Annotated in this window: 15 protein-coding genes; 2 read left to right on the forward strand and 13 right to left on the reverse strand. The window is 48.7% G+C overall.

From position 1 onward, the window contains the following. Positions 1 to 38 precede the first annotated feature (38 nt). The 3 genes from FND36_10390 to FND36_10400 form a co-directional block, all read right to left on the reverse strand. The gene (locus FND36_10390) at positions 39 to 1,217 is read right to left on the reverse strand and encodes an NAD-dependent malic enzyme (GenBank protein QDW74404.1); all 1,179 of its coding nucleotides are present in this window, start codon (positions 1,215 to 1,217) and stop codon (positions 39 to 41) included. 67 nt (positions 1,218 to 1,284) lie between these two features. Next, positions 1,285 to 2,562 carry a nickel-dependent lactate racemase gene (gene larA / locus FND36_10395; GenBank protein ID QDW74405.1) on the reverse strand — a complete coding sequence of 426 codons (1,278 nt, stop codon included), beginning with the start codon at positions 2,560 to 2,562 and terminating at the stop codon, positions 1,285 to 1,287. A gap of 29 nt (positions 2,563 to 2,591) precedes the next feature. Next, the gene (locus FND36_10400) at positions 2,592 to 3,683 is read right to left on the reverse strand and encodes a hypothetical protein (GenBank protein ID QDW74406.1); all 1,092 of its coding nucleotides are present in this window, start codon (positions 3,681 to 3,683) and stop codon (positions 2,592 to 2,594) included. Positions 3,684 to 3,791: 108 nt separating this feature from the next. Here FND36_10400 and FND36_10405 point away from each other — a divergent pair, with 108 nt between their 5' ends. Then, on the forward strand, positions 3,792 to 4,490 hold the full coding sequence (locus tag FND36_10405) for a FadR family transcriptional regulator (protein ID QDW74407.1): 699 nt from the start codon (positions 3,792 to 3,794) through the stop codon (positions 4,488 to 4,490). Between the two features lie 245 nt (positions 4,491 to 4,735). On the opposite strand, the gene FND36_10410 is transcribed toward FND36_10405, so the two are convergent. The 9 genes from FND36_10410 to FND36_10450 form a co-directional block, all read right to left on the reverse strand. Further along, positions 4,736 to 6,142, reverse strand: a complete 1,407-nt coding sequence (locus FND36_10410) for a hypothetical protein (GenBank protein QDW74408.1) — start codon at positions 6,140 to 6,142, stop codon at positions 4,736 to 4,738. A gap of 34 nt (positions 6,143 to 6,176) precedes the next feature. Continuing rightward, positions 6,177 to 7,241, reverse strand: a complete 1,065-nt coding sequence (locus FND36_10415; protein QDW74409.1) for a GTP-binding protein — start codon at positions 7,239 to 7,241, stop codon at positions 6,177 to 6,179. 8 nt (positions 7,242 to 7,249) lie between these two features. Beyond that, positions 7,250 to 7,564, reverse strand: coding sequence for a hypothetical protein (locus tag FND36_10420; GenBank protein ID QDW74410.1), 315 nt, complete (start codon positions 7,562 to 7,564; stop codon positions 7,250 to 7,252). Between the two features lie 30 nt (positions 7,565 to 7,594). Next, a complete protein-coding gene (locus FND36_10425) occupies positions 7,595 to 8,482 on the reverse strand; it encodes a polysaccharide deacetylase (protein QDW74411.1) in 888 nt (295 codons plus the stop codon). Positions 8,483 to 8,567: 85 nt separating this feature from the next. Further along, a complete protein-coding gene (locus FND36_10430) occupies positions 8,568 to 9,398 on the reverse strand; it encodes a carbon-nitrogen hydrolase family protein (GenBank protein ID QDW74412.1) in 831 nt (276 codons plus the stop codon). A 233-nt stretch (positions 9,399 to 9,631) separates the two neighbouring features. After that, positions 9,632 to 10,177, reverse strand: a complete 546-nt coding sequence (locus FND36_10435; GenBank protein ID QDW74413.1) for a catalase — start codon at positions 10,175 to 10,177, stop codon at positions 9,632 to 9,634. 18 nt (positions 10,178 to 10,195) lie between these two features. Beyond that, positions 10,196 to 10,840: a hypothetical protein gene (locus tag FND36_10440; GenBank protein ID QDW74414.1), complete on the reverse strand. Its 645-nt coding sequence runs from the start codon at positions 10,838 to 10,840 to the stop codon at positions 10,196 to 10,198. Further along, positions 10,830 to 12,536 (reverse strand): glycogen debranching protein, encoded by a 1,707-nt coding sequence (locus FND36_10445; GenBank protein QDW74415.1) that lies wholly within the window; start codon positions 12,534 to 12,536, stop codon positions 10,830 to 10,832. The genes FND36_10440 and FND36_10445 overlap by 11 nt, the downstream gene beginning before the upstream one ends. 20 nt (positions 12,537 to 12,556) lie before the next feature. Next, positions 12,557 to 13,576, reverse strand: a complete 1,020-nt coding sequence (locus FND36_10450; protein ID QDW74416.1) for a sugar ABC transporter substrate-binding protein — start codon at positions 13,574 to 13,576, stop codon at positions 12,557 to 12,559. Between the two features lie 140 nt (positions 13,577 to 13,716). Between FND36_10450 and FND36_10455 the strand changes: the two genes are divergently transcribed. After that, the gene (locus FND36_10455; GenBank protein QDW74417.1) at positions 13,717 to 14,028 is read left to right on the forward strand and encodes a DUF1292 domain-containing protein; all 312 of its coding nucleotides are present in this window, start codon (positions 13,717 to 13,719) and stop codon (positions 14,026 to 14,028) included. Here FND36_10455 and FND36_10460 read toward each other — a convergent pair. Beyond that, positions 14,011 to 15,840 carry an ATP-dependent helicase gene (locus FND36_10460; protein QDW74418.1) on the reverse strand — a complete coding sequence of 610 codons (1,830 nt, stop codon included), beginning with the start codon at positions 15,838 to 15,840 and terminating at the stop codon, positions 14,011 to 14,013. The two genes, FND36_10455 and FND36_10460, sit on opposite strands and share 18 nt — an antisense overlap. Between the last annotated feature and the right edge of the window lie 9 nt (positions 15,841 to 15,849).

A 15,849-nucleotide genomic window follows, 5' to 3' on the forward strand; every position in this document is an offset into this window, starting at 1 on the left:
GATAGCCGCACTATATTCCGCTTTACCCGTGTATAACTCTACAGACGCGCTACACCGCTGTCTCTTGCCGCCTGGGCCACCGCCTTGGCAACGGCTTCTCCAACGCCAGGCTCAAATGCCGCCGGAATGATATGATCTGCGCTCAGCTTATCCTCCGGAATCATATCAGCCAGGGCTTCCGCCGCCGCGATCTTCATCGCGTCATTGATATCGCTGGCACGCACGTCAAAGGCTCCCCGGAAGATCCCTGGGAAAGCCAACACATTATTGACCTGATTCGGGAAATCACTTCTTCCAGTAGCGATTACAGCCACATTTCCAGCCTTCTTCGCCTCATCCGGGAAGATCTCAGGCGTAGGATTAGCACATGCGAAAATGACCGCATCCTTGTTCATAGTCTTTACCATATCTACGGTAAGCGCTCCGGGAGCGCTTACGCCGATAAACACATCCGCGCCCTTTACCGCTTCTGCCAGGCCGCCGGAACGCTTGTCCCTATTGGTGATCTTGGCCATCTCTTCCTTGATCGGGTTCATTCCTTTCTCTCTTCCCTCGTAGATGATCCCTGTACGGTCGCACAGGCGGATTTCTTTCACTCCGGCCGAAAGAAGCAGCTTGGAAATAGCGATTGCCGCAGCCCCTGCTCCATTCACCGCGATCTCAATATCTTCCATCTTCTTGCCGATCAGTTTCAGAGCGTTCTTAAGCCCTGCCAGCGTCACTACCGCTGTCCCGTGCTGGTCATCATGAAAAATAGGGATATCGCAGCGCTCTTTCAGCTTCTTCTCAATCTCAAAACAGCGGGGAGCCGCAATGTCTTCAAGATTTACCCCGCCAAAACTGCCGGATATCTGGTAGATCGTTTCTACAATGGTATCCACATCCTGACTCTTGATACACATTGGGAACGCATCCACATCGCCAAATTCTTTAAAGAGCACACATTTCCCTTCCATAACCGGCATTCCGGCTTCCGCTCCAATATTTCCAAGACCAAGGACAGCAGAACCGTCTGTTACCACCAGACACAGGTTATGCCTCCTGGTCAGATCATAGCTTTTTGAAACATCTTTCTGGATTTCCAGACAAGGCTGGGCAACTCCAGGTGTATATGCCAGAGAGAGATCTTCCTTTGTCTTTACTGGTACTGTTGCCTTTACTTCAATTTTCCCCTTCCACTCTTCATGTAAGCGGAGGGACTCTTTTGCGTAATCCATGTTGATCCTCCTTCTTTTTTCATTCTATTTCTTATTGTATTGCATTTTTATTCATATTTCAATTTTTTTATTCATTTTTCGCGCCATCTTTACCTGCTGCCACCGGCAGGGTGGAACCGCCAAAGGGCATTACAAGTACAGTGGCGTCCTCCCCTTTTTCTGACATTGCGGCGTCCAATGCCTGCTGGGCTGTTTCGTAAGGCTTCAGGAAAATCTGGCGGACCAATTCTGGAGGAAGCTGAGACACAAGATAAATCTGCGCCTTCTCCAGCACCATAGCAATGGCCGCGGCTTTATGGCCGCCCAGCCGGAAGTCTTCTTTGACCCTCCGGATCAAGTCCCCCGGCTTCTTTGCTTCCAGAAGCCACTGTTCAAAGGTTGCCTCTCCAAGCCCTTCCTTGCAAGACCCGATAAGAATAATGATTCCTCCGTCTTTAACCGCATGTTTGGCGTTATCCAGAGCCTTTTGGGTCTGGTAGAGATTCAGATCTTTGGGCGCTCCTCCTTGGGATACCAGGACAATGTCCGCCTTTCTTTCAATCTTTTTCCGATAGAGCGTGTCCAGGAAGCCGCACCCGGTCCGGTGAGCCTTTACCACATCTCCCGCCACCGCTTTCACGATCCGTTTGTGTTCATCCAGAACCACGTTCAATATAAAATCCACTCCGCATACCGCCGTTGCTTCTTCCAAATCCTGTCTCAGAGGATTGTCGTCCAGGTTGCCGGCGCAGGATCTTGCATCCACCATCATACTATGATTATTTTGGATTGCTTCCCGCGTGGATACTCCCGGCATAATAGCTTTCGCCCCGCCGGAATAGCCGGCAAAATAGTGATATTCAATATTTCCCAGGCAGATACGCCGGTCTGCCAGAGCAACTTCTTTTACAATATCCACCGGCGTTCCCCGACTGGTCATCCCAAGATGGACACAATCTGACGGATCTCCATCAATACACCTGATCTTCCGGAAGATTTCTGCCCCGGCAAGTTTCTCTTTTTCTTCCTCCGTTTGGCGTCTGTGGCTTCCAAGAGCAAAGACAAGCGTCACATCGTCCGGTCGGATCCCTCCTTGCTCCAATTCTTCCAAGAGCAGCGGCATCACTTTCCAAGTCGGCATAGGTCTGGTGATATCGCTGGTCACTACCGCTATTTTCTCCCCCGGCTTTACAATTTCTCTCAACCGCAAAGTTCCAATAGGTTCCGCCAGCGCCCGCCGTATTTCTTCCTCTTCCGGCAGAAGATTATGCGGATCCAATTCATTCTGATACAAGATTTCCTGAAGATTCTTTTCTGGAATCTCTACCTGCTGCGTTCCGTCGCCAATTCCCAGTTCAATTTTCATTTTCCCCGCTCCTTCCTTACCAGCTATCCTTATAAGTTATACAATTCATAGGAAGTCTCGCAGGGATTTCCTCCCGTCAGATACATTTCCCTTTTGGAAAGATTCATCAAGATTGAGAATACTGTTCCCATCCGTTTTCCTTCTGGATCATTCTTATCTTCATGCCGGCAGATAGAATCCGGGAATCCTTTGTGATCTCTTAAAAAGCTTTGTATCGTCTCAATACGGATCCGCCCCTCTCCTTCCAACGCCGCGCGGATCATCTGTCTCATCCGCCCATAACGAAGGAAGGTATCTGGGAAGGCCATTTTCCCCGTATCGTGTACCTGATAAAAACGGGAACTCAAGAAATGATTTGTATGTACCAGGAATCCTTCTTCCCCATAGAGCACATCAAAATCTCCCGGCCCCGCTTCAATAGCGACAGCTTGTCCTTCCGCCGACGCAGTGTGGAAATTGGCGCAGCAGGCCAGGTTCATCCTGCCCACATTCTGGATCGCGTCCGACAATGTACTGCTGTTTAAAATTCCTCTCAATACTACATGGAGCGGCACAGTAGGGCCTTCTACCTTCTGATCTGAAGCAAGGGCATTCAGACAGACTCCAATTCCCGCTTCGTTCAGACCAAATTTTCCAACAATTCCCGCTTCTGTAAAAAGCAGAAGATCCGGCTTGTCTTTCTGGTGAATCTTCAGTACCACCAACGCGTCCCTTTGCTCCAATTTCCAATCCCAATTCTGACCAAGCCAGTCCGCCCCATCTCCGGTCACGTCTTCCGTAAACGCCACAGATGTACAGCCGTCTCCTACCTGACCTCCCTGCAGCACGATCTCGCTTCTGGTATTTAACGCCAAAATATCCCCCAGTTCTTTCTCGGCCCCTTCCGCAATGCCCCGAATCTCTTCCATGATCTCCGGATCATACTCTTCGATGTTTTTGGCCATCCCACAAGCATATTTCTTAGCCTCCTCCCAGGAAATTCCAGAAAAAGTCTGGAACATTTCCTGGTAACAGCAGATACTGGCCTCAATCTGTTTTCTGGCCAGACGTCCATGAGCAAGACCAATCTCATAAGCGCTCCCCCATAACTCAAATACCGGAAATTTTCGTTGATTTTCCATCCTTTTAGAAGCCTCCTTTTTCTGTCCTTTGCTGGACATGTCCTTGAAACTGTTATATAATTAATACAGCTAATCCGTCTTAGGCGGATAGATTTGGAGGTATTTCCTTTGTTTTCAGAAGTAAAACGAAAAAAACTCTATGAAGAAGTCTGTGACCAGATCATCTCTTCTATCGCTTCCGGTGAACTCCCGCCAGGAACCCGGCTTCCCTCTGAACAGAAACTGGCCGACAGTTTTCAAGTCAGCCGTACCGCTGTCAGAGAAGCGTTGCGCTCTTTGGAAAGTTCCGGCTATCTGGAGGTTAGAAATACTGGAACTTATATTTGCGATGCCACCTTTGACAAGGGCGTCGCTCCTGTGATGACCCGTCTGATCAAAGATGAGCGGGCGGTTGACGATCTTCTGGAACTCCGTCTTCTCTTAGAGCCTATGGCCGCCGCTCTTGCCGCTCTTCGCGTCGACCCGGCGGAAATCCAGGCCCTGTCTGAAACAATGGATACTATGGAAGAATGGGTTCGGCAGGATCGCAACTATGCTCAGTTGGATTCTCAGTTTCATAACCAACTGATTACCTCCTGCCATAACGAAGCCATCCGTTCCATCTATCAGCTGTCAGCACTGGCTATCAATGATATGTTTGAATCCTTCAGCCATCTTAACAACCAGGCTTCCCAAGTATGTCAGGAGCACCGGCTGATCTTAAAAGCACTAAAGGAGCATGATCCTTCTCAGGCCCAGAAGGCGATGCAAAGTCACTTGGAGCGGGTTTATACCTGTCTCGAAAAGGAAATACCACGAATTTTCTGATGAAATTTCAAAAAAGGGAGCGGCAGGATACTTTTTCTCAATGTATCCGCCGCATCCCTTCTTTTTTACCCGTCTCAGATCAATGTTGTCTGCAGGAAATATACCACAATACCCAGCACAAGGAATACACAGGATACAATATGTGTCTCTCTGCGTCTTTCTTCACTGGAGATCACATGCCAGAATATTGCCAGCAGAATCAGTCCTACAATCAATACAATCCAATTTAACATAGCGCTCCCTCCTTACTTTCTGCCGGCCAGCGCTTCGTTGAGCGCGATTTCTTTCTTCTGGAAGCCAAGGAAATAGAAGATCATACAGAAGACGCAGTATACAACGATCGTTCCAACAAAAGCGTTGATCGAAGCAATCCCCCATGTCATCTTCCAGCCCATTAGCAGTCCAGCGATCAGGGCTGGTATAGTGGCCCAATTAAATTTATGGTGTACGACATCTTCCGAATTGACATTCATATCATAGTAGTTCTTATGTCCAGTCCAATGGTACTTGGTCTTCGACATAATAAAGTAATCCGCGATTGAAACTGCCGCGATCGGCGGAATCAGATAACCAAGGAAACTGCAGAACGGAACATAGTAATCCTGGATATCCAAACCTGCGATACATACCGCGATAAGGCCAACACCCAGAACGATAAAACGGCGCGGGATCCTCTTCTTTGTCACTACTTCTATGGTAATCGGCAGCGACGTAGACGTGATATATGAACTATGCTCACACGTCGCCCAGTTCTGCAGGAAGAACATCAGACACCCAAGGCCTACCATACCCAGCATAGACAGAGTATCCGCGATAACAGAGGTCCCTGTAGCCGCGCCCCATACCGCGCCGCACACAATACACAGACAGAATCCAAAGAAGAATCCCAGGAAAGAGGCCAGGAAGGAACTTTTCGCATCCTTGGCAAACCGCATATAATCTGCCGCTCTGGAACACCCTGCCGCCCAAGTACCTACAACGGTCGTCACACCAGCGCTGATCGTCATAGTCTGCGGGAAAACATTATCCCAAACACCTGCCAGGCCGCCTGGAAGCTGAGAACATTTCCAGATTCCGAAAAGTCCGGTAAAAAGCAGCACTGGGAAAGCAAACCGGTTCAAGATGACCATTTTTGAAAATCCCACATAGTTATTCGTGATAAAAAGAACAGAGATAAGAATTGCCCAGACTTTGATATCGATGGCTGGAAACAGAGCCACCAGAATCGAGCAAAACATCGCCGCATTCACTACATACCAGCCAATATCCGCGATATGGAATCCCGGAATAGCCACTCCTACGCTTCCGTAGGCAAAACGGGAGGACAATGCGGCGTTGCAGTGGGTCTTATATCCCACATAGCCGCTCAGAGCTGTAAAGAGAGCAAGGAATAATGCCCCCCCAAAAATTGCTTTGAGTCCGTTTGAAAGGCCGCCCGTTCCAATCGTAACCGTAACACCTGCCTGATAGAGCTGAGCCACCATAGCCGCTCCAAACCATACGAAGACCAGGTCATACCAGTTCTGCCGCTTTTCTTTAGGAACTGGCTCGTACTGAAAATCATCACCAGAATGAGATGCAGATTCTTCCATCTTTTCGATTTCTTCAATCTCAGCCTCATTTACAACTTTTGTTTTTTCTTCTGTACTCACATAAACACCTCTCTTCCTTTATTGATTATGTTCCTTATGCCCTTCCTCCCGCCGAGGAAATGGAGGAAAGATCCTCATTTAATTCGCGGATATGAGCCTGCGCCCCAAGAATCCTCTGAAAAGCCCGCAAAGAATCCAGGATAATTCCCGGCTCAATATCCTTCATGATAAACACCAGTTCCGATCGTCTTTCCTCGCCTCCCCAGTCCTCCAGATGACGGGGCGGGTGGATGATATGCTGCACCCCGTTGATCAGAACGGGGCCGCCCTCCCCCGTGTCCAAAAGGCCTTTCACACGGTAAATCTTCTCTCCGTGAGCATATAGAAGCGCGGAAAGCCAAAGACCAAACGCAGCCCAGCTGATCGTATTGGAAAATCCGATAGAAATGGAACGCACCAGACTTTCATGCCGACGCTTTAAAACAATCGTTGGCCGCGTATTCATCGCCTGCAGCACTTCAGGACGGTCTGTTCTCCCTACACCCTCTGAGAATACCAATTCCGGATCGATTCGCCCCATATCTGTCCGCAAGATTGAGGCCGATGGATTAATCTCCAGAACTCGTTCCGTCAACGCCGGAATCTCGGAAACCTCCGCCAAATCGGTCTTAGTCAGGAGGATTTTGTCCGCTGTGGCAATCTGCTTTACCGACTCTTTTGTATGATCCAGCTGAAAACTGCCATTTACCGCATCCAGGCAAGTCACCACACAGTCCACCTGGTAGTGATGGCGGAGCACGGAATCCGTCATGATAGAGAACAGAATCGGCGCCGGGTCGGCAAGACCGGTGGTCTCAATTACCACCCGATCCACATCCAGTTCCCCGCGGTCTCTGCTGTCGATCATGGCCGATAACTCCCTCACCAGATCATCCCGGATATTGCAGCAGGCACAGCCGCCGGACAGAAGCAGAGTCTTTTCCTCGATCTGACGCAGTACCCGCTGATCCAAGCCAGCCTGTCCAAACTCATTCACGATTACCGACACTCGCTGAAACATAGGATGCTCCAGCCAATGACTCAGCACGGTCGTCTTCCCGCTGCCCAGGAATCCGGTCACAATAGTGACGGGCAGTTTCCCTTCCGCCATTTTACACACGCTCCTTCCTAACTAGCCCGCGTATTCAGATAATCAATCAATGCTGGGTCTAGCGGATCCACCTTTTTTCCCTGGAGTTTCTCTACATTGCTCCAGATTTCTCCAAAATCCTTACACAGTACACTGCGTCCCTTCCGGTTAGAGATCATATATCCTCCAGGCCGTTCACTGACAGAAAGGCCGTAGAAATTCATGATCTCATTCGTCATCCGCACCTTATCCCACCTGGTCTTACGAAGCACCCGCTGGTCCACAAATCCCCGCTCGTCCGTTTGCAGGGTATCGCTCCAGTGTATGCTGGAAAACATCTGTCCGCATGCCATGCACATTGGTCTTTTCCCTTCTTTCTGAAATTAATCTTTTTCTCTTGGGAACCTGCGCATAAAATCTTCCGCGACTTCTTTATAAGTCACAAACTTCACGCCTTCGTGCTCCATCATATGCTCGATCACCCGCTCGTTCATCAAGATATTCTGTGGATGTCCGCTTACGTCAGGATGGATACACATAGGCACTACCGCATAATCGTACTCCCTATATACATAATCGAACTGATCGATCCACATCTGCCCAATATTGCGGGGGCTTTCAAATCCATAGCTGTTTGGGCTTGCCTTCTGGAACATCATTGGCGGCAGGTCATCCAAATACCAGCTGGCCGGTATCTCTACCAGATCCGTTACCCGTCCGCGTACCAACGGCTTCATCCAGTCTTCCGCGTTCTTGGAGTAATCAATCTTAGTCCAGCTGTCACCAATCCGCAGGTAGTAGGGATGGAAGTCATTGTGCATCAAGCTGTTGTCATAGATAATTCCATGCTCGATCAGCAGTTTGTCTGTGATATCAGAGAACTGCCACCAAGGCGCATCGTATCCTACCGGCTTCTTTCCGCACAGCTTTTCGATCAGATCGATACACTTCTCCAGCACCGCTGTCTCCTGGGCCGCCGTCATGGTCATCGGATCTTCATGAGAATATCCATGGAGCGCGATCTCGCATCCAGCATCTGCTACCGCCTGCATCTGTTCCGGGAAACTCTCGATGGAATGTCCTGGAATAAACCAGGTACTCGGCAGATTGTATTTCTTCAGCATCTTCAAGATACGGGGAGAACCTACCTCGCCAGAGAAAATACCTCTGGAAATATCGGTAGGTGAGTCCTCGCCTCCATAAGAGCCAAGCCATCCCGCTACAGCGTCAACATGAACACCCCATGCCACAAAAATTTCCTTCTTTGCCATTTTGCAACCTCCTTTCTACGGCTCATCGCCGAATACAACCTTTGGCAAATTATAATTATGCATAAATGCCTAATTATCAAATCACTTACTCTCCCAATAATTGAGAAGAAAACAGCTTCCGTTTATAATCTTTCAGATACGGAATGGTCCTTCTTTGTTTTTCTACTTCCTCCATCCAGATCTCCTGGACCAATACCTGATCCTTTGTCTCCTGCTCCACAAGAATCTCTCCTCTTGGATCCACAATCCTGCTTTTCCCCGCGAACACTGGTCCGCCTTTCTCTTCTCCGCAGCGATTGGCCGCCACTACGTATAATCCGTTTTCCAAAGCCCGGGCTCTGGAGGCCAGTTCCCAAGCGTATGATCTCGCAAGCCCGAAAGCCGCTGAATAAGTAATCAGATTTGCTCCTTTTAGAGTCAGTATCCTGGCCCCTTCTGGGAATCCCACTTCATAACAGATCTGCATTCCAAGCCTTGCAAACCCTAAGTCAAACACGGGATAATCTTCTCCGCTCCGAAAACGGAGGGTTTCATCACCCCACAGGCATACCTTGCGGTATTTCCCGATATAGCCTTCCGGCCCTGTCAGCACACTAGTGTCGTACATCACACCGTCACAATCACTTCGTTCGATCAAAGCGCCCACCAGATACATATGATATTGGCTGGAAAGCCGTTCCATCCATTTGACGGTCTTTCCATCTGGAACCAACTCTGAAAACTCATAGTCTTTCTCCGCCATACTATACCCTGTATGGAATAATTCTGGCAAAACCGCAAGATCTGCTCCCTGGCCCGCCGCCTGTCGGATCAGCCCCTCTGCCTTCGAGAGATTTGCTTCCCGATCTCCCAAGATACAATCCATTTGAATCGCTGCTACTTTCACTCCCCGTCCTGCTCTTCTGCCATCATCCATTCCCCGCACCATCCTTATTTTCTATTTCTTTGTACACACTCATTTTGTATGCTTCCGTTTTGTATGATAATAATATTGTATACCGTTTTTTCTGGAAAGTCAATTTAAAAAGTTCATGTTTTCTGATTTTTCTGTCAAAACTCTTTTTCTTTACATGTTTTTAGCATACTTTTACACAAAAATCCGCCGGGGCATCTTTTCATACCCCGGCGGATTTAACTCTGCCAATATAATTATCCTTTTTGATTCTTCAAAATCTTTTTTCTGATATAACGGAATGTATTTTCCTCTCCTTCTTCTGCCAGCATCTTCAGCAGCTTATGCAGCAAAGCCGCCGTCTCCGGATGAATCATCTTTCCAAGCTTTCCGGCCCCTTGTTCGTAATACTGCAATGGATGCCGCTGAGTATACCGATCTCCAAGATAGGTTTTGGAGGCCGCGATCCGGTCCATAAACATCTCAATCACATATTTCACCGGCATCTTCTGTCCCACGATCCCTTCGTCGGGATCCACGCTGTAATCCAGCCAGTATTCATAGTGATGCTTATTTCTCCCCTTGTGATGGAGCCAGGCTGTAGAGTAGCCCGTAGCCTCTCTCTCAGCGTTATTCGGACTTCGTGTCCCCTGATAATAACGGCACCCTACCAGAAATTCTGTGGGTGTATATTTAGAAAGATCATGGAGCAGACCCTGCTTATATAATCCCACTTTGAAACAATGCTTCATGACCAGCCACTTATGGTGATTAATGGTATGTAAATGCTGTAATGCTTTCATCCTTTTTTCCTCATTCCGTCATACGTTAAAATAACTCCGGATTCCATACAAAACCAGCAGATGGACCGGATAAAACAGATAAAACAAATACTTCATCTTTCTTCCCCGCCCCCCATTATATAAGGCAATCGGCAGCGCAGCCAGCGCTCCAAGATACTGGATACCCGGCTGCCACAAAAAATTCCAGAATGCTCCCAAGATCAGCTTCAGCCGAAAACGATCCCGAAACTGAGCATAAATAACAGGAAGAAGCACTCCTAGAAATCCATAGTCTGTACCAAACCATTCACAAATCCCCATTCCTCCCAGCAGAATTAGTACCTTCAGACTTTCTTCCTGTACCTTTTTCATGCCATAGAGCACAAAAAGACTGGCCGCAAGTGTAAAAAATACATTCTGGTGACCAAACTCCAAAACCGTTCCATGAAAGGCCAGATCATAAGGGATTTCTGAAAGCAGGGCAAATACTCCCAATCTCAGAAGGTACCGCCGCAGATCCCCGGTATGGAAGAATCCTTCCGCCAGCAAAAAAGAAAAGATAGGAAACGCCAGTCTTCCAATCCCTCTCAAAAGGATTACATCCGGAAAAAAAACGGCGCCTATATGATCGATCGCCATGGACAAGATCGCAATACACTTAAGCTGGAACGAATCAAGGCTCATCCGCCTTCTGCCTCCCCGCCAGGATCATGATCGTCCGGGCCTTTAGTTCTATCTGTCTTTGCTTTTTTAACCGTCTGGGCTGCTCCAGAATTCCTTCATCTGTAGTTGCGGCCACATACCACTCTTTTCCCTTGGGAAGAGCCGGAATCGCGAATCGATGCTCCAGCCAGTGCATATTATAAGCCACAAAGCAATCTTCCCCTCCAGTCACCGCGCCGCTGTAATAGACGCCCAGTTGTCTGCTGGACACCTCAGAAGACACCTGCCACGCGTTTTCTCCATGATAAGATACGTCTGGCACTCCGCATCTGGTCTGATCCATTCCCCGCATCTCTTCGGCCGGACATAGTACCGGATAGCTTTTCCGCAAATAGATCAGCTCTTTCACAAACCGGAAGAATTCCTTTTCCTTTTCTAACTTGCGCCAATTCAGCCACCCTGTGGGATTGTCCTGACAGTAGACATTATTATTGCCTTTCTGAGAGTTGCCGAATTCATCCCCTGCCAGCAGACAGGGCGTCCCTTGAGCAGTCAGCAGAAGGAACATTCCATTCCGCCTCTGGCGCTCTCTCAGTTCCTGGACGGCCTTTTTCCGGGTTGGTCCTTCCGCCCCGCAGTTCCAGCTATAGTTATAATCCGGTCCATCTTCATTATTCTCTCCATTTGCCTCATTATGTTTTCCGTCATAAGAAACCAGATCGTTCAGGGTAAATCCTGTATGCCCTGTAATGCTGTTAAAGGCCCCTTCTCTTCCCGTGACATGACGCAGCCAATAGATCACACTGTCCACCATGCCCTCATCCCCTTTTAGGAATCGGCGCATTGTGTTCATAAACTCCAGATCGTGCCGGAGGATTTTGGTCTTCTTCAGAATCGGATCCTGACAGACACTCTCCATGGGTGCGTTCAATGGATTCAGGATAAATCCGTCAATATGATATTCCATTCGATAATAACGAAGACAATCCTCTGCCACAAATCCCGGCGTTCCCTCTGCAAAAGGCATTTCCAGCGCCACTTCAATTCCTTCCTGATGGCATGCTTTCACCATTTGTTTTAAAGAAAGAGGACCGTTGCCGCAGGCGGAATAGGCGCTTTTGGGAGCAAAATACCAAGCCGGCCCATATCCCCAATAATTCCGGTACCGGCCGCATTCCTGGAACTCATAGACCGGCATACACTGGATCTGATTGATTCCAAGTTCCTTCAGATAAGGCAGCTTTTCGATCACTCCTTCAAAGGTTCCCTTATCTTTTACCTTTGAAAAAGCATCCTTCGTAAATCCACGCACATGAAGACTATACGCGATCACCTGATGGAGGGGAAGATCCAGCGGTACATCACCTTCCCAGTCAAATGGGTCTTCTCTTAGAACGCCTCTTACCTGATGCTTCTGAATATCCCGCTCCTCTCCCCATATTTCTCTTCCCGAAAGGGATTTCGCCCGCGGATCCACCACGATTTCATCCCCTATCCGGTAATTATACTCCATGCAGTCTTCTATATCCTCCAACCCAAGACAACGTACTTCTCCAAGGGCCGCCTCCATAGGGTATTCCTGATACGGCTCCCGATCTCCTGCCCGGTACAGCAGCAGACTGCAGTCCTTTCCCTCTGGAACAGCTACTGAGAAATTCATCTTTCCATTTTCCGCCGCAACGCCAAGCGGCAGAGGTTTCCCCAACCTTTCTTTCATGCGCTTCCCCTTTCCTGTGCCTACTGCCATCCGTCTGTCCCGTACATATCCACGTTTTCCTCATTGATCATAAAGACATCTTCATAGGTCTCTCTTTCATAGGCTTCGCCTTTCAACATCTTCAGCACCAGTTCTGCCGCCGATTTTCCCATGTTGATAGGCGACTGGGCCGCAGTCCCCGCGATCTGATTCCCTGGCTTCTTTAATTCTTTCTTGATATCTGGGGAACCATCCACGCCATAAATGATCACATCATCTAATTCTGCCAGATTAACAGCCGTCTTTGCTCCTACCGCGATCTGGTCATTTCCGCACATAATGGCTGTCAGATCCGGATGTTCTGCCAGGATCTGCTCTGCCGCCTCCAACGCTTTCTCAAACTGGCCTCCCGTATCCTCTCTTGCCACAACTTCAAAGCCTTTTTCCGCTTCTGAAATCGCTTCTTCAAAACCGGTGATGCGTTCATTGATCGAATTCTGGGTCGGACATTCTAAAATCGCGATCTTCCCGCCTTCCGGCCGTTTTTCGATCAAATCTTCTCCGCACAGCTGACCGGCGGTATAATTATCGGATCCGATATACGCATCCACATAGTCCATCTCCTTGACCTGTGTATCTACATTCAAGATTTTGACATCTGCCTCTCTTAACGCCTCTAAAGAGGGAGTGATCTCCTCCCAATCAACAGGTGTCAGCAGGATCGCGTCAATCCCCTCATCGATCATCTCTTGGATCTGAGTCTCCTGGAGCGCCGCATCTGTACCGGGATCTTTAGTGATTACCTGGCATCCTTCCGCTTCCAAAGCTTCCCGTACCGCGCTCTCCAGCGTAATAAAATAAGGGTTTTCCATATCAATAGGACTGAATCCGATCACGTAAGATTCTTCCTCTCCCTCTTCCCCTTCTGTCTCATCTTCTTCCGGGTCCTCTGTCACAGCATTGTCCTCCGGTGTGCCTACGTTCTTTTTACAGGCTGATATTCCCAAGGTACAGATCAAAACCAACATCATCAATATCTGTATTCCTCTTTTTTTCATCATACAAACATCCTCCTTATGTACATCTGTGCACATACAGCTATATTTTACAACATTTTTATTCTTTTGGCTACTGCTTTGCTTGCTTTTTACATACACCTCTGGTACAGTTAGAGTATCTTAGTCAAAAGGAGAACAAAAATATGGGTGCCAAAAACACAAATTATGAGGAAGATATGATCACAGTCACGCTCACACTGGATAACGATGAGGTTGTAGAGTGCGCCGTCCTTACCACATATCAGGCTGGCGGAAATGAGTACATTGCTCTGCTTCCGATGGACGAGTCCGGCGATGATATGACCGGTGATGTCTACCTCTACCGTTACCGGGAAGTAGACGGCGAGCCAACGTTAGAGAACATCGACGATGATGACGAATACGAGGCCGCCGCCGATGCCTTTGATGAATGGATGGATGAACAGGAATTTGAAGAGCTACCGGACATGGAATAATTCACCCACGAAACGGGAGGGACTTGCGTCCTTCCCGTTTTTTTCCCGTACATAACTGACAAAAAGCCTTTCCCTCGCCCGTGTCATAGCAACATAGAACAGTCTGCGCTCTTCCTCGATCTCCTCTTCCATCTTTGCTTTCTTATAGGGAATCACCCCTTCATTTCCCCGGATGATAAACACCGTATCAAACTCCAGCCCCTTCGCCCCGTGCATAGTAAGAAGGGAAACTCCTTCCCCCGGCGTCTGCCCGGTTTTTTCTCTCATCTTTTCCTGATCTTCCACATGATCCAGCCACTCTGGGATCGTGCGGCAGGATTTAGAAAGTTCCTGTACTTCATCCAGCACTTCCAGCCATTTCCCCGGATCTGTCTGCCGGTATTCTCCATGGCTTTTTAGAAATTCGTCATATCCCACATGCTTCCGGATATATTGGATCGCGGCATAGGGCGTCTGCTTTTCGATCATTTTCATATCCCATTCCAACTGATCGATCCGGTCCTGCATCCAGACCTTATCGCAGTAAAAATTCCGCAGTGTTTCATAACTGATCCTTTCTTCCCGCAGGCTGTCCCGTCCGATATATCGATTGGGACGATTGGAGATCCGCAGAAAATGCTTTTTCTCCAGCTTTCCCTGAGAAAGCGCCAGATAGCTGCAGATATCCTTTACCGCAAAATGGACGTACAGATCCTCCGGCCTCTCCTTCATCACGAATGGGATTCCACGGGCGGCAAGCGTTTCCGCCAGCGCTCTTCCCTCTGCCGCTGTGCGGAACAGCACAGCCATCTGGGAAAAAGGCTCGCCTTCTTGGAAAAGCTTTTTTATCTGGGAGAGTACATACTGACTTTCTTCTACAGGGTCTTTGACCTCCTGTATATGGACCGCTTCCCCTTTCCCGTTCCTGGCTTCCAGCTTTTTGGGCCACCGCTTCTTGTTGTGTTGGATCACCCGCAGGGCGCCGTCTACGATGTAGCCGCCAGACCGGTAATTTGTCCCCAGCACAATTTTCTCTGCTTTGGGATAATCTTTCTCAAATTCCAGCATGATCCCCGGTCTTGCTCCTCGGAACCCATAGATCGACTGATCGTCGTCTCCTACTACGAACAGATTGCCGCTTTCCCCCGCCAAGAGGCGCAGCACGTCATACTGAACCTGGTTGATGTCCTGGAACTCATCTACCAGGATATAAGCGAACCTGGACTGCCATTTCGCCAGAATATCCGGCCGATTCTGGAACAGCCGCAGACAGTAGAGCAGCATATCTTCAAAATCAATCTTCCCCAACTCTTTTTTTCGTTTCTCATAGTTTTGGAAAACTGCCTGGAAACGGTCTTTTCCACAGCACTTTGGCTCATAATCTTCCAGCTTTAGCTTACGGTTCTTAAAACTGCCGATTTCTCCCGCCAGATCACGTATCATGTCTTCTTCTCCATCCAGGTCCTCAGAGACAGAAAGCTCTGCCAAAATCTGCGAAAGAAGCCCTTTCTTCTCTTCCCCCGTCAAAAGCCGGATCCTGGAAGCTCCATAAGCCCACTTTAGGATCCCATAATAGAATCCGTGGAAGGTGCCAAAAGTAACAGGATATTGGCCCTCGCCCATGACCTGATGAAACCGCTGCCGCATCTCTTCCGCCGCATACCGGGTAAAGGTAATGACCAGAATCTCTTCTGGCCTTACCCTATACCTGGTGATAAGATATTCAATTCGTTTTGCAATGGTAAGCGTTTTCCCGGAACCGGGACCGGCAAGGACCATGCAAGGTCCTTCCTTGCAGGCGACCGCCTGCTTCTGAGCTTGGTTTAACTCCATAGATACCCC

It is taken from the genome of Lachnospiraceae bacterium KGMB03038 (assembly GCA_007361935.1).
In the GTDB taxonomy this organism is placed as follows: domain Bacteria; phylum Bacillota; class Clostridia; order Lachnospirales; family Lachnospiraceae; genus Massilistercora.